The 22,110-nt window shown below is 58.1% G+C and carries 19 protein-coding genes; 11 read left to right on the top strand and 8 right to left on the bottom strand.

What is annotated here, in order from left to right:
* The first annotated feature begins 5 nt into the window (after nt 1-5).
* The 5 genes from QA649_RS37100 to QA649_RS37080 all read left to right on the top strand — a co-directional run bounded on the left by QA649_RS37100 (nt 6) and on the right by QA649_RS37080 (nt 5,166).
* A complete protein-coding gene (locus tag QA649_RS37100; protein ID WP_283021477.1) occupies nt 6-629 on the top strand; it encodes a hypothetical protein in 624 nt (207 codons plus the stop codon).
* A gap of 579 nt (nt 630-1,208) precedes the next feature.
* Entirely contained in the window at nt 1,209-2,198 is a 990-nt protein-coding gene (locus QA649_RS37095) for an HNH endonuclease (protein ID WP_283021476.1), read from the top strand.
* Nucleotides 2,199-2,319: 121 nt separating this feature from the next.
* On the top strand, nt 2,320-2,745 hold the full coding sequence (locus tag QA649_RS37090; RefSeq protein WP_283021475.1) for a hypothetical protein: 426 nt from the start codon (nt 2,320-2,322) through the stop codon (nt 2,743-2,745).
* 1,101 nt (nt 2,746-3,846) lie between these two features.
* Complete coding sequence (locus tag QA649_RS37085; RefSeq protein ID WP_283021474.1) at nt 3,847-4,416, top strand: hypothetical protein; 570 nt, start codon at nt 3,847-3,849, stop codon at nt 4,414-4,416.
* A 126-nt stretch (nt 4,417-4,542) separates the two neighbouring features.
* Nucleotides 4,543-5,166: a hypothetical protein gene (locus QA649_RS37080; RefSeq protein WP_283021473.1), complete on the top strand. Its 624-nt coding sequence runs from the start codon at nt 4,543-4,545 to the stop codon at nt 5,164-5,166.
* A gap of 846 nt (nt 5,167-6,012) precedes the next feature.
* Here QA649_RS37080 and QA649_RS37075 read toward each other — a convergent pair.
* From QA649_RS37075 to QA649_RS37065, 3 genes are all read right to left on the bottom strand, one after another.
* Nucleotides 6,013-7,332: a DUF2130 domain-containing protein gene (locus QA649_RS37075; RefSeq protein WP_283021472.1), complete on the bottom strand. Its 1,320-nt coding sequence runs from the start codon at nt 7,330-7,332 to the stop codon at nt 6,013-6,015.
* 585 nt (nt 7,333-7,917) lie between these two features.
* A complete protein-coding gene (locus QA649_RS37070; protein ID WP_283021471.1) occupies nt 7,918-8,526 on the bottom strand; it encodes a metallophosphoesterase in 609 nt (202 codons plus the stop codon).
* Nucleotides 8,523-8,969 carry a hypothetical protein gene (locus tag QA649_RS37065; protein WP_283021470.1) on the bottom strand — a complete coding sequence of 149 codons (447 nt, stop codon included), beginning with the start codon at nt 8,967-8,969 and terminating at the stop codon, nt 8,523-8,525. Before QA649_RS37065 ends, QA649_RS37070 begins: the two co-directional genes overlap by 4 nt.
* 567 nt (nt 8,970-9,536) lie before the next feature.
* Between QA649_RS37065 and QA649_RS37060 the strand changes: the two genes are divergently transcribed.
* The 4 genes from QA649_RS37060 to QA649_RS37045 all read left to right on the top strand — a co-directional run bounded on the left by QA649_RS37060 (nt 9,537) and on the right by QA649_RS37045 (nt 10,977).
* The gene (locus QA649_RS37060) at nt 9,537-9,872 is read left to right on the top strand and encodes a hypothetical protein (RefSeq protein ID WP_283021469.1); all 336 of its coding nucleotides are present in this window, start codon (nt 9,537-9,539) and stop codon (nt 9,870-9,872) included.
* Between the two features lie 138 nt (nt 9,873-10,010).
* On the top strand, nt 10,011-10,283 hold the full coding sequence (locus QA649_RS37055) for a helix-turn-helix domain-containing protein (protein WP_283021468.1): 273 nt from the start codon (nt 10,011-10,013) through the stop codon (nt 10,281-10,283).
* A gap of 17 nt (nt 10,284-10,300) precedes the next feature.
* The gene (locus QA649_RS37050; RefSeq protein WP_283021467.1) at nt 10,301-10,666 is read left to right on the top strand and encodes a hypothetical protein; all 366 of its coding nucleotides are present in this window, start codon (nt 10,301-10,303) and stop codon (nt 10,664-10,666) included.
* Nucleotides 10,667-10,788: 122 nt separating this feature from the next.
* Nucleotides 10,789-10,977: a hypothetical protein gene (locus QA649_RS37045; RefSeq protein WP_283021466.1), complete on the top strand. Its 189-nt coding sequence runs from the start codon at nt 10,789-10,791 to the stop codon at nt 10,975-10,977.
* 282 nt (nt 10,978-11,259) lie between these two features.
* Here the strand turns inward: QA649_RS37045 and QA649_RS37040 are convergent, their stop codons facing one another.
* From QA649_RS37040 to QA649_RS37030, 3 genes are all read right to left on the bottom strand, one after another.
* Nucleotides 11,260-11,862: a hypothetical protein gene (locus QA649_RS37040; protein WP_283021465.1), complete on the bottom strand. Its 603-nt coding sequence runs from the start codon at nt 11,860-11,862 to the stop codon at nt 11,260-11,262.
* A gap of 203 nt (nt 11,863-12,065) precedes the next feature.
* Nucleotides 12,066-13,571: a hypothetical protein gene (locus QA649_RS37035; RefSeq protein ID WP_283021464.1), complete on the bottom strand. Its 1,506-nt coding sequence runs from the start codon at nt 13,569-13,571 to the stop codon at nt 12,066-12,068.
* Between the two features lie 168 nt (nt 13,572-13,739).
* Entirely contained in the window at nt 13,740-15,398 is a 1,659-nt protein-coding gene (locus QA649_RS37030) for a recombinase family protein (RefSeq protein ID WP_283021463.1), read from the bottom strand.
* Nucleotides 15,399-16,796: 1,398 nt separating this feature from the next.
* Between QA649_RS37030 and QA649_RS37025 the strand changes: the two genes are divergently transcribed.
* Both QA649_RS37025 and QA649_RS37020 read left to right on the top strand, forming a co-directional pair.
* Complete coding sequence (locus QA649_RS37025) at nt 16,797-17,174, top strand: hypothetical protein (RefSeq protein ID WP_283021462.1); 378 nt, start codon at nt 16,797-16,799, stop codon at nt 17,172-17,174.
* A 644-nt stretch (nt 17,175-17,818) separates the two neighbouring features.
* Nucleotides 17,819-18,097, top strand: a complete 279-nt coding sequence (locus QA649_RS37020) for a hypothetical protein (protein WP_146006638.1) — start codon at nt 17,819-17,821, stop codon at nt 18,095-18,097.
* A gap of 614 nt (nt 18,098-18,711) precedes the next feature.
* Here the strand turns inward: QA649_RS37020 and QA649_RS37015 are convergent.
* Nucleotides 18,712-19,176, bottom strand: coding sequence for a hypothetical protein (locus tag QA649_RS37015; RefSeq protein WP_283021461.1), 465 nt, complete (start codon nt 19,174-19,176; stop codon nt 18,712-18,714).
* 1,840 nt (nt 19,177-21,016) lie between these two features.
* On the bottom strand, nt 21,017-21,559 hold the full coding sequence (locus tag QA649_RS37010; RefSeq protein ID WP_283021460.1) for a hypothetical protein: 543 nt from the start codon (nt 21,557-21,559) through the stop codon (nt 21,017-21,019).
* Nucleotides 21,560-22,110: the final 551 nt, after the last annotated feature.

Below are 22,110 nucleotides of genomic sequence, written 5' to 3'. Positions count from 1 at the left end.
CGAAAATGCCTCGTGTCTATTTTTATAAACTCACAGTTGATAGCGGCGCCGCTCCCTGCGTAAAGAACGGCATTCTCTCGCTTGCAATATGCAAGCCGACGATCCGCGCTACCGCTCAGGTAGGTGACTTGATTTTTGGCTTCGCCGCAAGCTCGCTATACAGCGACAACTGCCTGATCTACGCCGCGCGGGTCACTCAGGCACTTCATGAGGGCCGATATTTCGTCGATGAGCGTTATGCCAGTCGAGACGATTGCATCTACTACCTCAAGCAGGGTCGATTTCAGCGTCGCAAGGACGCCAAGTTTCACGACAAACCTACAGACCTCAGGCACGATCTGGGTGACTTTCCAGAGTATTTGCGCGCGAATGTCCTCTTGAGCAATGACTTTCGATACTTTGGGAACGCCGCTACCGACATGTACAAGGCTCGCTTTCCGACAGTTGCGTGCGCGGTGACGGAGCTTGGACGGGGCCAGCGCGTGAGGCTCGAACCGGCTCTACGTCTGGAATTCGAGAAAATGAAGAACTGGATTTGGATGACGACGCCCGAAAAGGTAGTTGGCCGCCCGTCCAATGCCTCCCGTCCAGGCGTTTGTCACCGCACAAAATCGTGCCACATGGTCTGAAGCGCGGGCACTAGCAGACAGCATACTTCTGCCAGGTCGAGACATCGCCCGCCAGTCCGAGCTTTCTTCAGCCATCCAACCCTAAAGGGAACCTGAATTAAGGTGCTCCGTATGAAATCGCCTCGGTGTAGGGGTGTTGAGGGCTTCCAATCCACTGCGGGGGGCTTCTCTCGTGGCGCAGGCAAATCGATTGGATCTGGGCCTGATGAATTTGGTAGTTGATCCGGCTTGCCGCCCGGAACCCCGGTGTCCTGGCGGGCGAATTTGGTGGGTTTTGGAGATGCACCGAGAGCCTGCGGTCCTCTCACATCGAGAGCGGCGAACCTAAACGAGCAATGGCTGCATCGCTGTGATGCTTTGATTGGTGAACACTCGCAAGGAAGTTTGATATGCGGAAAGCGTAAGCCTGAGAGTTTTGAAATATTGATCTCTTAGCGCTGGCTAAGGGCCGGGTGTTTTCATCTGAATAAACGTGCCTGAGAAAACGTGTCTTGCTCGCCTAATACCACCATCTTAACCTGTGGTTGAGGCTTCTAGCCTAGTTTTCACATTTTAGCACGTGATACGAGTATTTGACGTATGACAATAGAGGACCTAACGGACCCGAGCGCGGTACTTCGTGCACTCGAAGAATTCCGGGGGCTCGGTCAACGCCATTTTCTTAAGAAGTACGGTTTTGGTTCATCCCGTGGGTGGATGCTGGTAGACGCCGATGGGCACGAATACGACGCCAAGGCGATCATAGGCGCGGCGCACGGCTACCAGTATCCCAGCCGAGGTCCTTTGGCTCAAAGTGAATTTCACGGGGGGCAACCAACAGCTCGCAAATTGCGAGAGTTAGGTTTTAAGATCATTGAGCCGACAACCCGGCGCAATCCAGTTTGGACCAGAGAGGAGCTAATTCTCGCGCTCGAACTTTACCTGCGACACCGCCCCTCATTTCCGGATGACAAGCACCCGGACGTGATCGAGCTGTCCGGTCTTCTAAACCGTCTCGCACGCACAACGACCACGAGCAGTGAGGAAAGTTTCCGAAATGCGAATGGCGTGGCGATGAAGTTGCAAAATTTCCGGCGTTTAGATCCCTCCGAAAAGGGAAAAGGCCTTTCGGGAGGGGGAAGGGGCGAGGTGGAGGTTTGGACCGTTTTCGCAGAAGAACCTGAGCGGCTCCGCTCGGCAGCGAAGGCAATCCGGGCCGCAGTGGTCGGTATTCAGAATTTTCCTAACCCCGAGCCAGAAGGGGAGGATGCCGAAGAGGGCAGAATACTCACCCGTTTGCACCAAATTCGCGAGCGCGACTATCGGATTGTGGAGCGTCGAAAGCTGCAGGCACTACAGGCGAACGGAGCACTTCACTGCGAGGCGTGCGGTTTTAACTTCAGTCTGAAATACGGTGATCGAGGCAACGGCTTCATCGAATGTCATCATGCCAAACCAGTTTCGGAGCTGCAGCCTGGAGAAAAAACCAAGCTCAATGATCTGATCCTTCTTTGCGCAAATTGTCATCGCATGGTGCATAGTCGTCGCCCTTGGCTCTCGTTAAACGAGCTAAGACAGATCATCACTTGAGGCTAATGATGTTTGAGGTGGGTGCTTTGAACCATGACGCCATTGGCAGACCGCCCGTCGCTTGGCGACGATCTTTGGTCGCTACGCGCCGGGCTCGAAAACAGGATAATAGTCTCCGCCGATGACATCCGATCAGTCAGGTTGGAAGGGCCCGCTATTGCCTGCTCCATCCCTACACCTGAGCGCACCACAGGCCGCTACGAGACAGGTGGAGGCCGCGATAGACGCGTTTGGGCTTGGTGCATTCGATGTAGCCCTGACGCTCGCCGGGGCAGCCGAGGGAATGATCAGCCGAGACGGACTTCACATGTTCTCGTGGCTTCGAGAGAACCCGCGCGCCCAAGAGCGGTTTCCAGAAAGAAAGGAATGGATTGCGCTGCTGAACCGGGAGCGCGATTGGCTCAAACATGGTGGTGATACGCAAATGGAAATCGAATGCGCGCCTGCCGCATTCATGATCGCAAGGGCTGCATCAAAATTGGAAGTCTGGACGCCGAAAATGGAGGCGTTCAGGGCTTGGCTGATGAAGCACGTGGAGGAGATTTAACCGAGAGGAGGTAGTTGTGTCTCAAGTATCAACTATCGAAGGCGCACACACCTATCACGCGCTGTACCGCGCCGTCCACGCGGCGCATACTGAGGCGCCCCATATTTGGACTGTTAGTCATTGCACTCGAATATTGACCTCAATCATGTCCGCGAAGCCGTTCGCATGGCACGTCGTAGGCGTCACAGAAGCCGCGTTAAGGAAGTTCCACGAGCTGAATTATCGATATGAAGCGAGGCAGGGTCTGACACGAGCACACTTGAGGCCCCGCATCGAGACTGTAAGGGAATTGTTAGGCCGCAGCGAACCAATGCCTCAAAATGAGTTCATCGAATATTGGTTCGCGCACGACAGAACGGTCCTGTGTGCAAGAGGCGAGAACAAGGCAATCATTCCGAAGTACATAGAAATCGAAAACCACGACGGATCGTTGTTTTCATCAACCCGGATCGCGTGGCGACACGGGAAAAAGGAGCGCGAATTGTTAGAAGCGCTTTACAATCGGCTCAGCGGTTAATTGGCGCCGCCCTATGGCTAGACGGGTCGCCGGGACGTTCAATGCCTTTGTGCGCTCACGCGGTTACCCGCCCCAACATAAGCGGCCGTTCTGAGCATATTTCGCCATCGCAAACCTACGGCTCAGCACGAACTGGGCGCCCTGGGTGAGATCACCTGGAATGCGGCGAAGACCCACGCTCTCGCGGGGAAATTGCTAAAAAGTTTCGAAATCCCTGTCGGTCATCCTATCTTGCTAAAAATTCAGCGCCGATCAGTTGCCAGCAGTGTTCGCACATGAAACTACCTTGGTTCGGAAAACAGTGCATTATTTGCCTCCAACCTGGACTTCTATCGGAAGAGCACGTGATCCCGAGTTCCCTCGCTGGCGATCTAACGTGCGATTTTGTCTGCAAACCCTGCAATAGTGTCTTTGGATCGACCTTTGAGGCAAGGGCAAAGGCTGATCCCGCAATCCGTTTAGCAGTCGCAAATCTGAGGGGCGAACTCCCTGCCGCGACCTATCAGCTAATTGAGGAGGGACAAGAATGGATTGCTCAGAGTGGTCCGATCCGCGCCCGCGCGACGTACCGCGCGGGAGAATTGATGCCGAAGACCTTTCAGCATGTTGATGGGTCCCTAATGGTGCCAACTAAGGACGCTGTTGGTCACATTGAGCGAATAGCGGCGAGGCGTGGATACGACATCGAAATTGTACGGGCCGCGTCAGCGCGCCTAACGAGCATACCCGAGCAGACGAAGGTCGAGCTATTGCCCGGCCTTATCATCATAAATTGGGCGACGGACAAAGCCGAGCCAGATTTAGGTGGTGGCTCAGTGAACGAGCTCGTGCTGGTTAAGATCGCGTTCGAGTTTCTTGCTCTCCTATCAGGAACGGCGATTTGCAATGACACTGCACACCTAAATGAAATTAGGGGTGTGTTGAAAGGGAGTGGCGATACAGCCGCCTTTAGCGTCGAGCGTTTGTTAGCCCCAACCTATGCACCATTTCACGGGCTGTGCTTCGAAGGAAACAATCCCCATGCAATGGTACAGGTGCGATTGTTCGGAAGACTGGCTTTTCGTATTCACTTCTACCACTTGGCCTTAGATGCACCGAAAGCCGTATACACTCATGATCTAAAGACCGGCGAGCACGGTTTTCGTCAATTGTAACTGATGGGCCCACGAACAAAGCGAAATAGGCTGATATTCACTGAGTGTTTCAGCGTCCCTGGGCTCTTTACTCAGGACGTCTTAGGCCTACCGTCTCCCGATCATTTTTCATTTACGGGCTTTGCCATGTACCGCATTGCTTTGATCCTGGGGCTGCTGATCAGTCCGGCCGCCGCTCAGCAAATTCCTGACGCCGAGGCCATCAAGCTGCAGACGCTTGGCTACAAGGCCGAGATCGACATTCGTAAGCACTTCGAGAGCAAGCACATGAAAGTGACGGCCGTAGAGATGATCTGGGCCTGCAATTTTAAAGACGTTGAATGTACGGCGAACACCAAATTCAAGTTTACGGGCCGCGCACTCGTGGTACTGCCCAGGGGTAATCGCCAGGTAGCCGACTGCGAGGCGACAGTCACCCCGGAAGAAACCGACATCGGTTTTTCCTGCCAGTTGTTCAAGCAAAATTTTCGATTTAACAAAGACGAATGCGCCGTGATGGCGGAGTATTTTCGCTACTGCGCCACAGAGGATCCGATTAATGACGTCAAGTGCTACCCTGCTGACGTCATGTACCCCGGGCTGCGCTGGGGCCACAACAGCCTCCTCGCGATCGCGCAGCGGCATCATCTTCCCTACGGCCTGAACACGGTCGAAGAGGGTGTGTTCGACGGTCTGTGCAAGAAGGTGTGTCAGCAGAAGACGAGCGCCTTACAGGCACTGCGCAAATTCTGTCCTCGGACCAAGCTGTAGCACCATCCGGCTTCAAAATTGGCACTTGCGGTGTAGTCGCCGAGAGACACTGATGTGTGGCGGCAGATGCTGCATTGCATATCTCTGTCAGTCGAAGCTACGGCCCGCCAGTTCGCGCTTTTTTTGGCCTTCCAACCATTCATGGCTTCTGAAACTAAGGCGCTCAGAACGAATTCGCCTCGGTGTAGGCGCTGTTGAGGGCTCCTTATCCCAAGCGGGACCGGATTTCTCCCGTGGCGCAGCCGAGCCGGGTGGCTGCAAATCGTTGATGAATTTGGAAGTCGATACGAGCTGGCGGCGAAAACCCGCTGCTTTGGCGCTCGAGTTTGGTGGAACTTTTGAAGACGGTTTTCGGGGGGCCGGAGCTTGGCGCTCATTGCTCACCGGAACTCCTACTTCTGGACCTGATACAGTCAAGTGGTACAATAAGCGTGCAAGTCGGCCGAGGCCGCTCGCTAAGGCTCTGATATCGCTAAGGATAGGATTTCGGGAAACTTCTCCCACTCTCTCCGCCATGTCCCGCTGCATTTGTGCCGAGACATTTGCAAGCCGAAGGACTTATGCGACCTTTTTTTCCAGTTATTTCGCAGCGCGCCCGGTAGCAGTGCGTCTTCCTCTGGCTCTGAGTACGACCCTTCCGCCGTTGTCTCGAACCGGCCCGAGTTCGCGGTTGTAGATGCCGTCGATCAGGACTGTGCCCCGCCGCGGCGTGCGTTGGTCGACGAGGCGCTTTGGCACCATGTCGACGACATTATCCGGCGATTGGGGGCGTTTCGAACTGGCCATGTGTACGACCTTAATGATGGTAGGAGTCCGAGCTACAGCGCGACGCCCGTGTGTCCATCGCTAAATGTCAGCTTCCGGAATTGCGGAGGTATCATCGCGAGCCGCGAGTTCCGGCAAGTCGAGCAAGGGGATCTTAGGCATGGCCCTACCGGCGATCGCCTGAAGATCGCCCACCATGCCCACGGTCGACTCGATGACGGCGATGATCTGCGTCTCGCGCTTCGCCCATTGCCTGCTCACGAACTTGCGCTCCTTGTCCAGGTCGTCGCGCATATCGTTGAACTTCTCCACCACGGCTTCCACGCGCTGCCGAAACCGGATGCCCGTCAGGTATTGATAGATCTGCTCGACTTTGGTCTTTTGGCCCTGCTGCACCAAGCGTGAACCGTTCACGTCGAGCACGGACTGCCTCAAGGCGATCGCCACCGGCAGCGCGCAGCGCGGATGCGTTACCCATACGCCGTCGATGAAATCGAAGTGCTCGACATGTTTCGGAAGAGCTTGGGAAACGATCAAGGCGACATCCGCGCCCGAGCGACGCTGATCTTCCCGCAATTTCGCCAACCAACCGTCGCTCCAGATCTTAGTGCGTTTCGATTCCCAGATGATGGTGCCCGCTCGCTGTCCGATAGCACCATTGACCTGCTGCAGGATATCTGCCCCCAGCTCACCTTTGCCGATCGCCTCGATCAAATCCGACGGAAAACGTGTGGCCAGAAGGTCCTGCAGATCCAGCTCCAGGGCCTCTCCCTGCGATTGCTGGGATCCTTGCTCGGCCCTGCGCTTGAGACCTTCGATTGTCCGCGCCATCGAGCCGATGGTCTGCTCCCGTTCGAGGAGGCGCAGGCGAACGGATTCGTCGGCCTCCTGCTTGGCCTTCGCCCGGATATCGTCGACGGAGGCCTGCACGCGCCGTTCGATCGTCAGCTCGAGCTCTCGCTTAGATTCGTCGAGCTCGCGCCCTTTGCGGAGAAGCTCGGCATGATCCCGCTGCGCCTCGGCGACCTTGGCGTCGTTGATCTCGAGCGCGTGGCGAAGTCCGGCAGCTTCTTCCTCTTTGGACTTCAGCTGCGCCGCAACCGCTTCACGCGCCTTCTTCGCTTCGGCAGAGACGATTACCGCTCGTTCGCTCTCCAGCCGATGTCGGACCTGGTCATCGATCGCTTCGCGAGCCTTGGCCAGGTCGTCGCGTTCACGCCGGAGCAGATCGAGCTTCTGAGCGACTTCGGTGTCCTTCTCTGCGAGCTGCTTCTGGAACCTCGTGCGGGTTTCTTCTATCAGCGGCGCAGCCAGCGACTCCGTCAACCGGATAGGATGATTACAATTGGGGCAGTGAAGGACCGGCTCGTGTGGGACGGGAGTTGTAGCCTTGAGGTTCATCGGGATTTCCTGCGTTAGTTGAAGTCGTCGTTAGAAGGGTGAAGCTATGCGGTCAGTCGGAGCGTGGTGACGGAGTTTTTTGACGTCGTTCTCGACATCTCCGCTTCGTGAAAGCGCGGCGCGGGATGTGCTGTCGGACCGCCCGCTTCTTCCTGCGCAAGATGAGGCGGAGAAGGTCCTGTCGTGCGAGCCGCCAGGATGTGGCAAGGGCATGCTGCCCGTCCCGTCGAAGGGTCTGAATGAGAAAATGCCGCGCTTCCGTCGCGCCAACGAGAGCGCTTCTCAAAAGACAAGTCATAAGCAGATCGCGATCTCCAGCCAGGGAAGGACGTCGAGCAAGAAGACTGATCGCCTCCAACGAGGAGCCGGATAGGGCATCCCTCAAGCCATGCCTCACCAATGCAAACCGGTTCAGCAGCACCACCAAGACGCGAAGATCCAGATCGTCGAAGTCGTCCGCTGCTCGCGTCCGCCACCAGTGGAGCGGGTCTGCGCTCGGCCTTGCGACCGCATCGGAACCTGACCGATGGACTGAGTGCCGCGCGGAGGGATTCGAGCCACTCATCGGGCGCCTGATGTCGTCCGTCATGCCTCGACCTCAATGGTGAAGGACGGGTCGAAGGCGGCGATCTCGCCCGCATATCCGCAAGGATTTGAGATCAGCCGAGTGCGGCCGCGAACGAAATCTACCGGGTAGTGAACGTGACCCGAGATCCAGTGGTCGGGCTGAAAGCGATCAATCAAATCATCCAGGCGTGAGGCGTACGCAGCCGAGATCAGTTCCGACCGGTCGGACGGCGCGACGTGGTCTAGAGTCGGCCCGGTGTGGGTCATTACGATCGTTGTACCGGCGTGATGGCGCGCGAGCTCCGCCTCTAGGCAACCCAGGATCCGGAGGCGTCCGAAGGAGGCCAGGCCATCCTCCAGGAAATGAACACCCAACTCGCGGGCGCATGCGCGTCCTTCGGCGAGCTGCTCGAAGTACGCACCGTGATAGAATTCATGATTGCCGGCGCAGGTCACGATTTCCACTTGGGGATAGGCTGCGCGCATTTCCCTGATGGCGCGCTGCAGCCCCTCGCAGGTGTCGCCGGCGATCAGCACAATATCGGTGCCAGGAACAAGCGGGGGGAAGCCGCGGGCGCCGGGATAGCCGATATGCAGATCGGATGAGATCTGAAGCTTCAGCTTCATCGTTCGTCGTCGCGCCGGAGGAGGGCAACGGGAATGGAACGACGCCCGTAGCTGCGCCGGGCGAGATAGATGTTATATACCTTCCAAGATGTCGAAAGACGGGTTCGACTGCGCCACGGCAACGGCATCTGCTCCAGCCGGCTGGAGAGAACGAGGGCGGCAGCCGGATTCACAAAAGCGCAGTTCAAGAGCGCCGTCATAACCAAGTCGACGTGTGGACCGATGCGAGCGGGGATCGTCGTCTTGAGAGCCAGACTGCAGGCCGTCGCTACGTCGCCCTCAAGGGCGGACCTCAAGTCGCCCATAGTCGTCATGACGCTGCGAACACAGGAAGAGACCTCATCCTGCAAGCGGTGATCGAACATTTCGGCGGGCAGCGACCGCCAATACGTCAAGACAGCGGGCCAGCTTTCGTGTTCATCGGCGGAGACGGTCTTGTTCATTTGCAATACTCCATCGCTCGCGCGGGAAGCCGCACTTCGCCGCCGATGCGGCAGACATTGAGAGATTTCGGGTGTCGTTATGCCTGCGCGCGGACCAACCGGGGCGCGAACAGCAGGCTCATCCGGGACGTGCGTGCCGCGGAACTTCCGGGGCGATGCGGAGGATATGAGAACGGCTAGGAGCGCCTAATGCCAAGCGAGCCAGAACCAACAAATGGGCGAAGTTCTTGCCGGTCCGTGAGGCTGAGCGTCGGGCGCCATAGAGCGTGACGCTCAGACGCAAATGACGCTCTCCAATTGGGGGGAGTGGGCGTTCGCCTCGCGACGGGCCGTGCGGGGATTCGAAGGCCGAACAAAATCGATGATCAAAAGGCGAAAGGAAAGGACTACGGGAATGCGAACCGTACATCAGAAGACCCCCGCCGTTGGCACCGACCGGAGCACGCGGGAATCATTCATCCGCACCAAGCTCTCGCTGCGCGAGATCCTGGTGGAACACGTCCGCCGCCGAATCGCTTCCATGGCGACGATCACGGACGTCATCTCCGTTTTCGAACCATCGATGGGATGGTGGGCGAGACCCTTGCCGCGCAATTGAGCGAGACGCAGGTCGTCGTGGCGCTTGAGCACTGCGGGCGCAACCGCGCGCGAGCGGAGTCCGACGAGGTGCAGGATGGCGGCTTTGCATTCCATCAGGGTCGCCTCCGAGAAGTTGGAGCATTCGTGTTCATCAAAAAATATGGCAAAATTGTGTTGTCGGTGACATTTGATCTAACGCCGCTATCGGCGTCGGTACCTGAAGACGTTCGGGATGCAGGTCAGCGTCGGCGGAAAAGCAGCATTCAAGCGTCGCGTGGTCCCGCGCAGATCCGGAATGCAAGTCATCGCCCCGCGTCCATCTGACGCGAATCTAAGACTTGGTATTCCCATGCAAACACCGGCGCATGTGCGAGGAAATCCTTGGAAACGAATCCTTGAACTCTGGACAGCCGGCGGTCAGCGCTTCAAGGATTGAGGCGGACCTCAGACGGATGGCTGCACTTGGCTCGAGGCGAGATACGCCCGCTTCTTTCACCGGCTATGATCAGGCGTGCCCGCAAGCTTGCGGGCATCAATCAGGCGCGACTGGCTTCGCTTGCAGGCATAACGCGAAAGACCGTGGTAGCCGTCGAAGCCGCGCTTCCCGAGAAACCGGACGCCAGACGCCGCGCTGTGCTAGAGAAGATCCGATGGGTGTTCGAGCAGGGGTTCGAGCTTGAGTTTACGTTCGCGGAAGGGGGAATGGTCCGGAAGAAGCTGATCGAGAAGACCTAGGCGACGGAGTCTTCGAGATGGCAGACGGCATAACGGCGTTGAAGACGCTTCGACCTTTGGCGGATCGATACGACGAAATGGCCCAAACGCCGACCAGAGACGAAATATCGGCCGCGGTCTTCGCCAAGGCGAGGTCGGGCGAACTGAGACTGCCGCACGCGGTGATCGAAATGCGCCACGCTCTCAGATTTATCCGACCCGAACTCGCGAAGATGTTCAAGCCGACCACGCGGCAGGTGACGGATATCGAGCGCGCACGGCTGCGGCGACCTTGCTGCCGTCGTCTTCTGATCCCCGGCGCGGTAGCGCGCGGGCGCTGTGCGCAACTGAGGATCGCACGGCAAGGCAGTCTCGTTAAACTGGTTGCCGCGAAGAAAAGTTAGCTTCCCCATTTCGGGTTTTCCACGCTTCCGAGGCGGTTGAATGTGGAATTGACTCGCTTACGCCGGTTCTGCCTGCAAACACTATCGACGTGTTCCCGAAACCTGTGAAATTGAGAGGCAGCATGGCAAAGAGCAGCATGGCGAAGAAACGAAAGCTCGAGACGTTTACCTCGGTAGGCTTCACGGCGAGGGGGGTCCGCATCATTTTGCCCAAGACTGATTATCTTTCACCGATGTATTCGCGCAAGCAGATAAGGGCCATTATCGCCGATCTCCAGGCCGCTCTCGACGACGACTTGTTCTACTCGTGATCGCAACCTACGTGCTCCATCAGCACGACCATATGGGATCGGCCCAACATTTCGATCCTTCGGGCGGGAGGCCGCCGCCGCGAAGGGGCCAAGCGCATCAAGAAAGGAAGAAAGCCTCCGCTAGTCGAAAGGAGATGCTGATGTCCATCGCCGGCAAGAAGCCCGCGAAGTAAGCACCGGGAAAAAGCCGGCAGCGAGAGCGCAGCGCACGCCTGCTTAAGAGCGGAGAGCGTCAGGAGAAGACGCCGCGGCGATGACGAAGGCCTTCGGGCTTCTGGACGGTCACGACCGTATGGAGCTTGTTGCCGGGGTTCGATGAACCACCGGCCAATACCAGCCGTCCGGTCCCAGGACTCTCATCGCGTCCCGGATGCTCTCGATCTCGGAAGCCGAAAACCCGTCTAGCAGCTCCAAAGCCGGCTTCCCGCATTCCAGCCGCGTACCGGCGAGCTCGACGAGAAACCATTCGCCCGACGATTCGGTGCCGCAGGGGCCGTCACCGAGGGCCCCGCGTTTGATGAGATGCGTCCAGCGATCCGCCGCTCGCACCTTCGCTTCGATCCGCTGCTCTTCCAATTGCTTCAGCAGCAGCGAATCGAGGCCCAATGCGATCGCCCGCTCGGCCGCCTCGATCAAGTCGACATTCTTGCCCGCGACGGAGATGCCACCTTCGAACACTTGAACCGCCGAGGAGCAGGCGCGCCAAACGTCGCCGTCGAGGCGAAGCAGTACGCCGCGTTCGTCGTCTGTACCGACGTAGAATACGTCGGGAGCAAGCCAGGAGGCCGGACGGATCGTAAAAGTCGGAATCTGGCGGGCCCCGAGCGATCCTTGTGGGTTGAAGTTGGGCTTGTTCGATCGTCCGCCACCGGCGAATGTCCCCAAGCGTTCCATCGTGATCTAAGCGTAAAAACGAGGGGCGCAATCGACGGATCGCGTGCGGGGATAGCTCGCAAGGATTCACTTTTTCCAGGAGGTTGAAACGTCACGTAAAAAAAAATCTGAAGAAAAAACATCGACAAGGGACGGCGGGCGAGTTTTCAAGGACGTCCGCTGTCGTACAGCGCCGGAGGCGCGATCGCGCCGCGTCACTCTGGATAGCGCCCGCCGGCGGCGAAGTAGGCCCTCAGGAGCGCCTCGCTCCACTTTTCCATCGCGGCGGTCTTCTCCGGTATGCGCTGGGCCTGGAAGTACCAGCGCTTGCCGGTCCGTCCGACGCGGTCGAGTTCGTCCCTGCGGTCGCCCGCGATCTCATGGCCGATCATCAGCGATGCGGTGCCTGGCGGCAGTTCGGTGTGATCGAGGATGAAGTCGCCGAGCGTGGAGCGGATGATGTGCATGGAGAAGAGCGGAATTCCGCGCAGCACGTCGCGGTGGTTGCCTTGGCGCAACCCCCTAAGGCTGCGGAGGTGGTTGGCGAGTGCGGATCCCGAGACCGCGACATCGCCGATGCTTGTCACGCGGGAGGCGAACACCCATTTGCTGACGCGGGCGATCGGCTTCTTGCGCTCGGCCGCCGCCTTCTTCCAGTCGCGCATGCAGCAGTCGATGATGTGCAGACCCAATGGGGGCATGGGCAGTGTGAAGTCGTTCTGGGCCTTCATGACTTCGGCTTGCCAAGTAGCGAGTCCCCAGCCGGCCTTGCCGTTCGGATCCTTGTATTGGACGTCTTCAAGGGCGATCCAGGTGCCCGAACCGCGCCGATGCCCGGTCAAAGCGTCCCACCACAGACCCCAGCGAACGGAGGGTGAGACCCGCGCATTGCCGGTCCGGCAAGCGCAGAACCGTTCGTGTTCGGCCAGAAGCTGGCCAAGGTGTTCAACCTTGAAGTTCTCCTTCTTCTTCTGCAGTGCGGTCTGCCTTTGCCGCTTCGCCCTCACTTCCTTGTCCGTGCGCTGCCGCTTCTCGGCAGCCAGCCACCATCGGCGTCCCGTCAGGCCACTTTCCCGCCGCTTGTATGTCGCGGCCCAGGTGAGAGCCGCCTGGGCGTACGCGCGAAATTTGCGGTAGGCAGTGAAGCCGCCGGTTTTTCTCCCGTGTAGTTTCGCCTGGACCCCCTCGAACCATTCCTCGTCGAGGTCGGCTAGTCGCTTGTTCTCGTGCTCCGACACTTCAGGCCGAGCGAAGAGCAAGCGGGCGTCGTTCTGAGTGTCTTCGGAGGGAAAGATCGGCTTGCCGGACGCGTCCTCCCTCATCTCCCCAAGATAGGTGCGATACTCCGTGACCAGTTTGCCCCAGGTCCATCCTGGCGTTTCCGGGGCGATCTGGGTCTGGGGGCGTTCGTCCAATTCGGCCCACTTCTTTCGCGCCAGCTTTTGAGCGTCCCGCAGTCCAAGGAACCCATCGCTTGCTGCGTCCACACGCCGGCGGGACTCCGGGATGTTCGCCGCCTTGGCCGGTGGGATCGTGGAACCGATTTTGACCGTGCGGGTCCGCGTCTTGACCAGCCAGGAAGCGGCATGACCGCGGACCCGAAGGACCCAGTAGGGCTGCTTGATATCGTAGTAGTCGAGGAGCTTGGTCTTGCCCTCGACGGCTAGTTCGATCGCCTCCGCGACGATCTCCGCTGTCATTTCCACGCGACGCGATGCCACTTTGCTTCCCATAAACCGAAGAATTCGGAGGTACGTACCACATTGGTACCGTTGAAGTCCAAAAATCTCGTCGGCAGAAAGGCGCCGAGGAGCGTTTCAGAGCGTTTTTTTCTAATTATTTGCGGTGAAAATGCTGTACGAACGCGCCAGACTACAAGAGGCGAGATATCATAATCCTGGGGTCGGGGGTTCGAGTCCCTCTCCCGCTACCACCTTTCCCCACACTCCTTTGACGTGGTTGGGATAGGCCTTTTCCCCGAGCAGGGCATTTAGCCGGCCTGCTATCTCCACGGCTACACCACCTGGGCGCGCTGGATCGCGGAACACAGTGACCCTCTCGACCAGGTCTCTGATGGCTTCTGCGGCCTCTCCGTCGCCCGCACGGGCACCTTTTGCTAGTGCTCCTTCAAGCCGACCGAGTTGATCCTCGTATCGTTTGAGGATGGCCGGATGCGGCGCGACTTCCTTCAGGGCAAGCGGTTCACTTTGCAACTCCTCGGATATCCGCTTTCGTTTGGCATCCAGCGCGGTTGATCGCGGTCCGAGAATAGACGGATCGCCATGTCCTTTTGCGATCGCATCCACCAGTCGTTCGATTTCCCGGTTCAATTGCCCAAGCTGCTGCTCAAGGCGCTGCCGCTTTGCGTTTGATGTAGCTGCGAGGCGCTTCCGCTCCTCTACATATGTGCGCACGTACTCCGAAAGAACGTTCGGCGCACGCAATTCGGCCTTTAGCCCGCTGAGGACTGCAGTCTCGACCGTGTCTAAATAGAACGTCTTGGCGTCAGGACACGTGCCACTTTCGGTAGCCGCTGAGCAGCGAATCCGAACGCGCCCCGATTTGTCCCGTCCATTCGTTGCCATACCCGAGCCGCATGAACCGCAATGGAGTAAGCCAGATAGCATCCGACGGGGCCGACGTTGATGGCTGGGGTGGCCGTGGCTGCGCTCCCCTTTGCGTTGCTGGGCAGCTGTGAACAACTCTGGACTGACAATTGCAAGATGCGGCACTTCAGCAATCTGCCAATCACTCCTCGGATTCGGTCGTGACAGGCGCTTTCCCGAGTCGGGATCTTTCACCATCCTGACCTTGTTCCAGACGAGGCGCCCTACATAAAGCTCGTTCTGCAGAATTCCGGCGCCACGCTGAACGTTGCCATTGATAGTTGAAGCATTCCATGCGCGCCCTCGCGGAGGTGATACCCTTTCCTTGTTGAGATCGTGTGCGATCTCGCGAGGCGTTCGACCGTCCACGTATTCCTGAAAGATGCGCCGGATCACCTGTGCCTCGGTCTCGAGGACGACCCGTTCGCCGCTTTTTCCGGCAACCGGGGCGTATCCGTATGTCAGGCCACCTCCAGCCAAACCTTGCTTGACCCGCCCTGCTAGGCCACGACGCACCTTGTGAGCGTTGTCTTCACGATAAAGTTGTCCGACCAAGCCGCGAAGGCCGACCAGCACGGTGTTGACAACACCTTCGTGAACCGCCCGGATCTCGATTCCGAGAAAAGTCAGCCGCTTATGGATGCCTGCGAGATCCTCCATGTCGCGAGAAAGACGATCGAGCGCTTCGACGATTACTACGTCAAAGGATCTCTCCCGCGCTTGGTCAAACATCCGAAGAAGGCCTTCGCGTCCCATGACTGAGCCACCCGAACGGGCTCGATCCTCATAGGTGCTGACAACAGTTAAGCGTTCGCGTTCTGCATAGCTCTGACAAAGTGAAAGCTGATCCTCAATCGATCTCTCGTTCTGTAGATCGGTTGAGAATCGAGCATAGATCGTCGCTCTTTTCCTTATCGCTTCGATCGATGAGCTGTCTTTCATGATCTTCCCTCGCGGCCACACGGGCAAGTACTCGCGCGAGACGTAAGATCGCCTTGTCTGGATTCGTCTGCAAGCAAAAGTTGCGATCGGCTTCCCGCACGATCGAACCTTTAGGCCATCGCTCTGCTCAACGAGGTGCACGCACCTGCGCTGGGGCCAGTCAACAAGACGTGGGGGGAACTGATCATGTCGAGCATCCTGCTCGGATGAAAACTTAGTGCAACGGCCGCTATTAACTCGTCGTACAATCGGATGCCCAAGCGAAGAAAAAGAGAGGAGCCAATGGCTTTGCTTGCGCGGAATTGATACCGTCAAAGCGCACGCCCTCTCCATCTACCGAATACCTGAGTGGAAACTCCGGGCCTCGCCAGAGCTCTATTCCGGCCATCGATTTCGCCATCACCTTGGCGTGATTAGAGCCAGTAGCTAGACCTTAGGCCAGGGTGGGGTTCAACGGTCCTTAGGCAGGTCTATCCAGGCGAGCGGAAATGGCCTGTGAGGGGGAGCCCACCGATCAAATCTGGCAGGTTCCTCGCGGGACCGGTTTCGAAGATACACAGGAAAGACCCTCATAGGGCGCAACCGCAATAAGCATATGGCCAGGTACGATTTTCTGTCGAATTTTTGTCTCAGATGAAGGGCCCATATACTATAGCCAATTCTGCGAAATGCCTTCAGGTTCTGACATTTTGATATTCCTGAGAGTTGGCCGGTGGCTTCACGTTGATGCGGCGCGAATCAGATCCGTGCCTACTGTGAACAAGCCAGAAGCTCCTCATTGCCCCTCGCGATAAGCGGCGTCAGGCTTGGATGCGGGGCAGGAGTGGTCGGCACAACGACTCGTTTTCACTTCAATTTCTTCTTGGTAACCAGCTCAACCGACCAAATCTGGTGGGTGCCTTGCGGGACTTCTCTACGATAAAAAGGCAGAACGCCCCGGGCAGCCGCCCAAGGGTGCTAGGTGGCAGCGTTGCAATACCGTGACGCTGGCGAGCGAAGTGGCGCACGTGATAGGGACAGCGCTTTCCAAGGGCCTCTTCGACGAGCGCCGAGTCACATCGTCATTTAACTTCGCTGGCAGCGCGGAGCCGGTAGTTTCAGAGCTTTGAACAGCGCGAGCGCCGGCCCGCGCTGCCTCCCCTCTTGTTCTAGACCTTCCGGGCTCAGAATACTTCAAAACATTAACAGGTGAGCCATGCCCGATCCCTGCCCGCCGATTCCTGTCAGCCAGAGCCTTGAGACGCTGAAAGGCGGGCAGCCAGTTACGCTGCGCTGCGTCACTCTCGCGATCTGCTGCATAAGTGGGCGGACACGTTCCTTGGCAAGCGACATCATGAGCCGAGGCGGCTGCCGAACGATACTTGGCGCCGCTGAGATCGGTTCTGTCACCAATGGACAATGTCTCTGATCTCGATCTGCGACGTCGATTTGCGCCCTCTTAGATCGACAGGTCACAGCTTCCTTGACCCGGCTAAGCTGCAGAGGACGCCGAATTATGCTGGTGCCGCCAAACGCCGCCGATTGATGCGCGCCTTTGCGATCCGGCAGGCGAGCGGATCTTTGCAGCACACCTTTCCGATCATCGTCGCCAAACAAAATCTGGCAGATCCTAAGGCCGACGAGGGCCGGCAGCGCACTTCTCTTCCGCGCCTAGTTCCGCAGCCGATCCCGCATTCACAATTTGCCATATTCCCGGTTATTCCGCCGAGTCCCGACGAAGCAAATGGTGGCATAGCGTCGACGCACCGGCAGACGCGACTTTCAGACCTGTGCTGAGCACAGATAACATCAAGACCGATCGCCTCCCAGCCTCACAAGTTGAGGCCGCGCCAATTCTCGCAATCCATCGCGAAAGATCCTACCAGACTCCGGAGCCACGCGCTGACAGTACGCAAAAGGCCCGGCTGCATTGCGGCACGCATAGCCGTTATCGCGTTGCTGGCGTAGCTTCATTTTGGGAACGAAAGCGGTTCGGTCGACCGCGAGAGAAGGAATTGACCGATGCTTAGTGATAAGAAGGGCATGGATGCTTGCGCCTCTCTACAGAGCTCTGCTTGACAGCGAGCTGTTCGCCGCGAACTTCATCGCGCAACTGCGCTCCCTAACGGCAGGAGCTTGCTGCAGACGCCAGCTCGAGGGACAAACGCCTCTAAGCCAATGCTCGCCGCCGCAAGCCGTGGTCGTCGTACCTTGGTCTCTCGCAAGCAAAGGGAGCGTGGAGGTGCTGGGGAACGAGAGGTTCGCCAGAATCGCAAACAGCGCCGGGAGCTATATCGGCGCGACAAAGCCGCGGTGTAGTGAGGGGGCTCCAATGCTTGTACGCAAAGATGCTCTGCAACGGCGTAACGGAGCGCCTGATACCCCGAACCCGGTATGAAGCGTGCTGCCATCGTAAAGGTCAGAAGCTCACGATGGGCGGCATGAGCGACATCGCTGCGGTCTCGTTACCGGCCGCGTCTTCGCTGGCGCTCGACGCTGAGACATTGGTTTATGAACCGACGCGAACTGAGAACCTTGCTGAGGTGACGACGAAACCCGATGTCGCAACGCAGTGGAGACAGCGTCGCGGCAGTGTCACGCCCGCACCGATTTTCGAGCCGGGGACTGCGTCATTGGTGCCGAAGAATGTTGACAAGCAGAATACTATCGCTGCGCCAATCGACGATGCGCGAACCGTCATCATAGTGGGTGGCAAGTGATCCAGGGGTGCGCAAGATCGCTCCCACAGGTAGCGCTAGGCGGTCGGCGCAAACCGCCCTCCGCTTGTCGAGGAGCTGCCTCAAGTCTCGTTGCCAGCTCGCGCCATCCGCGTTGTGACGAAATGCTGGGCTGGCCGATGCTTTAGGGGGCGCTCGGATTTATTTTACTCACGGCAGCTGAAACCGAGATGTGGCGAAATAGCGGCGACCCCGGCGTCGTCTGATCGTTCGGGAGGACTGAGCGGCGTTAACTCGCCCGGTCGTCAAGTTTGACCAACAGTTTCTCCATTGCTGTGCATCACCACTAATGCTGGTAGGTCACCCGACGCCGCTCTCTTGCTAAACTCCCACCGCCCTGAGGCGACGGGCCTCACGGGAAAGTCGGGTGGGTTAGCCTTGTGATCCCCGAGGCTGACTATTGAGCCAGCGGCACATGATAGGGACAGCGCCTTCCTTCCTCCAATGGAGGGTGCCGAGTCATGTCGCCCCTAGGTTCCCGGCGAAGCGGATGCGGCAAAATAGCGCATTTATCCACCGTCCCCCGGTGGACATAGGCGCCGAGTCGCATCCGCGCTGCTTTCTCTCGAACTCGCCAATTGCGTCTAGTTTTCGCATTACCGGCTGATCGCCGCGATCGAGCTCAGTAACGCATTTTGACAAATCGGGACCCAATCGTCCTCGACACGCGAAACCAGCGACCTGGTAAGCGGCGCGACGTATTCGGGTTCGAAAGCAACAGATGCGCGATCCGAATGGCCAATCCTGCCACGGTCGAAGAGCCGCACGAGCCGGGGGCGTGAGGTCATAGCGACGATCAGTCGCAAACGTGCAGTGGATTGGCTGAGCGTCAATCCGGCGCGTAGCCCCGGTGCGGCTGCCGCTGATCGCAAGCGCGCCGAATGGCTATTGGCCGAGGCGTAAACGTCGATATTGCTGCCGACGGCAAGCGGCCCACATGGCTTTTCGTTTTGTAAATTGCTTCGCAGCCGTGTCAGCTTTCGGTAAGCCTGCCCCGATAAAGAATCGTTGGGTTTAACGGGGGCGTGGCAGGGACAGCGCATGAGCTGAAGGACCACCATGTGCCGAGTCACGCTTCCGTTAAGCTCATTGCACTGCGGATGCGGCAGGATAGTGCCTCATGAGCCCCCAGACCGTCAGGCGCCGAGCCGCGTTCGCATCGCTTCCAACTCACGGATTAGTTCTCGTTCTGTCGATTTTGCTCGTTTTGCGAGCGATAAAATTCCGATCAGCTTCTTGCCGCCACTTCAAGCTGAGTTCGGAACAGTAGCTGGGTGGCCGGGGCAGCGGTGCCCCTGTGTGCGCGTTGGGGGACAAGCGCTGAACCAAGTTCTGCTAAGCTCAACTGGCAGTGCGGGCGGGGTAGGGACAGCGTCTGCTCCAGCGCAACCAACGACGCCGAATCGCGCTCGCACTGCTTCCGATAATCATCAGCAACACTCAGAGATTGCCTGGCTGCATTCCGTCCGCTGTTGTCTTGATGCAATTGTCTCCGCCCATGTGTGGCGACTACGGCGCCGACACCTCTCCGATTCTTCAATGCGGTACTCCCTGGCGCGGCTTTCGAGGTCTTGGATAATCTCTCCAACGGACTGCTTCTATCGCGGTTCGAATTTACTCCGCCAACATTTTTGCGTCTCTCATGTGCGTTTGGCCTATCATTCTTGTTTATGCAATGCGCACGTGTCTGGACATGCTGGTGTCTCCAGTTTCTTCAAGGCAAAGATCCGGCTACCCAGCTTGGAGAGTCGCCGATGAGGACGGGACCGACCGATTTTGGTAGGTGGCCTTCGTTACTTCTCGAAGATACAGCTTGGTAGCCCTTGAGAATTTGAGCCTCTCAGCAAAGGTGGCCAGCCCCAGTCTTTGGACCGGGTTGCCACGAGCGCTTGCGACACCTGCCCACAGGGCGGCTACAGGCCAACAAATGCATACTATCGAGCGGCATATCGCGTCCCTGCGGTCGCAAGCGCTTGCGGTGCTTGTGTCCAATCAGGTCCGTGCCGCCGATCAGTCGCTGGGACTATCAGATCGCAAGGTCGCGACATTAAACATCGACGAAGTTCGGGCGATGCTAGCCATACTGGATTGCATGAAACCCAACCTGCGGCCCAACGAAGCACGGCAGATCGCCGCGCGCATACGCGCGCTTTTAGAGGAGCCGCCTGGGTGTCAGCCGGTTCGGGTCGGATGTCTGTGAGACCACTAGTGTGAGCTTTCGGTAAGCTGTCCAACCGGTCCTGAACGAGGGAGAAAAGTTGTCAAAGCTTTAGCCCACTCCCGGAGGATCGATGGGCACCCATAAGGATGCACCTCTGACGCCGAAGGCTGAGAGGCCATGGCGCGGAGCGTCATCGTAGATGACCTGACAAAGGGTGCACTTTGATATTTCGGCGAAGTCCGTCGCCAAGTGGGTCAAGCGTTCCGCGAGGCAGGCGTCGATGGACCGTGATCGCTCCACAAGACCTCTTTCATGTCAAGCCAAACCCTGCCTACCACATGCGCCGAAGGAGTGCGACGACAGCGCCACACAAGCAAATAGATCGCAACCGAGGCCGGCTTGTCGCCGGCGACCACCAGCCCTATCCAGCGGCGGCTAGGATTGAGCCGATTGCGTCCGGCCGAGTCGGTGCGGCGCTATGAACGTGAACATCCCGGCGACCTGATCCAACGAAATCAAAACAAGCTCTGCAAGTTCAACCGTGTAGGCCATCGATCAACATGTGGCGGAACCGACAGAGCAGCCTGCGGCTCGCCGCGAAGAGCCTGGCGGACATTATGTCGAAATCTGTCTCGACGATGCCTCCCGAAATTCCTTCAGAAAGGTGATGAAGAGCGAGCGACACGGCAGCGCCGTGGTCCTCCTCAAGGCTGCATTCGCCACAAGCCTCCGCATCAAGGTCACCGCGTCATGACCCTGGCTGTGTGAAAAGCCGCGAGCGGCTGAGATTCTTCCGTTTCCTGATGAGGGATAAGGATGGGACGCTTCGTTGAAGGCGCGGACAGATCCCAGCTGACGCTCTTGCCGGAATGTCTGGAGAATTGGGTAAGCGAGGGACAACGCGGTCCGTTATCGATGTGTTTGTCGAGGCGCTCGATCTGCACAGACTGGGTTTTGAGCGTGTGATCGCCTCGGAGGCGTGCCGCAATATCGAGCTGATGTAGCTGATCGGCCGCCTGGCTCCCGATCATAAGACGATCGCCCAATTTCCGGAAGGACAATGGTGCGGCGATCCGGAAGGTTTGTGCGAAGTTCATTGCACTATCCGGCAGACCGGCCTGTTGCAGACACCAAGCGTCGCAATCGACGGCGGCAAGTTCAAGGCGGTGAACAACCGCGACCGCAACTTCACGCATGCCAAGATGGTGAGGCGGAAGGCGCAGATCGAGAAAGCGTCGGTCGATATCTGCGTCAACTCGATAGCGCCGATCGGCAGGAGCCATCGGAAGCGATCAGCATCAAAATGATGAGGATCAAGGAAAAGATCGCTCGGCTGAAGCAGGAGATGAGCCCCCTGGGAGTGCTTGAGCGCAGATGTGCGCCGCCCCGCGGCGCTTTGTGCGGCAGCCTACGTCGGCTCAACGCAGCTGATCGACAATGTAATACTGGGTTGCCAACTCGGTAGCGCTATGCGTGGCGCAAACCGCGCGCAGCATATTGAGCGGCAAGGAATGCTCAAGGCACTGCTCGGAAAAGGGGCGTCGAGCTAGTAGCCAAGGGCCAACTCCGAGGCGACTTTGTTTAGCGACCTAGCGAAGCGATAACGCGTGCGTACGGAATATTGTGGGGACGAGAACTTTGTGTCCTGCAACATCACGAGTTGCGCAATGGCGATCAGCGACCAATTCGACAAACGTTGGTATAGTGCTTTGCAGCCCAGGCTATATCACCCATTTACCTTTGTAGAGTTGAGCACCCGTCAGATCGTTTGTACTTTCGATGTTGAACCCGGATCATTCGGTCTGCGGGTCAGTGCGAAACCTGATGCCTTGCT

Origin of the sequence: Bradyrhizobium sp. CB1717, assembly GCF_029714325.1 — a bacterium.
Lineage (GTDB): Bacteria > Pseudomonadota > Alphaproteobacteria > Rhizobiales > Xanthobacteraceae > Bradyrhizobium.
This window is presented reverse-complemented; position numbering and strand designations above follow the sequence as displayed.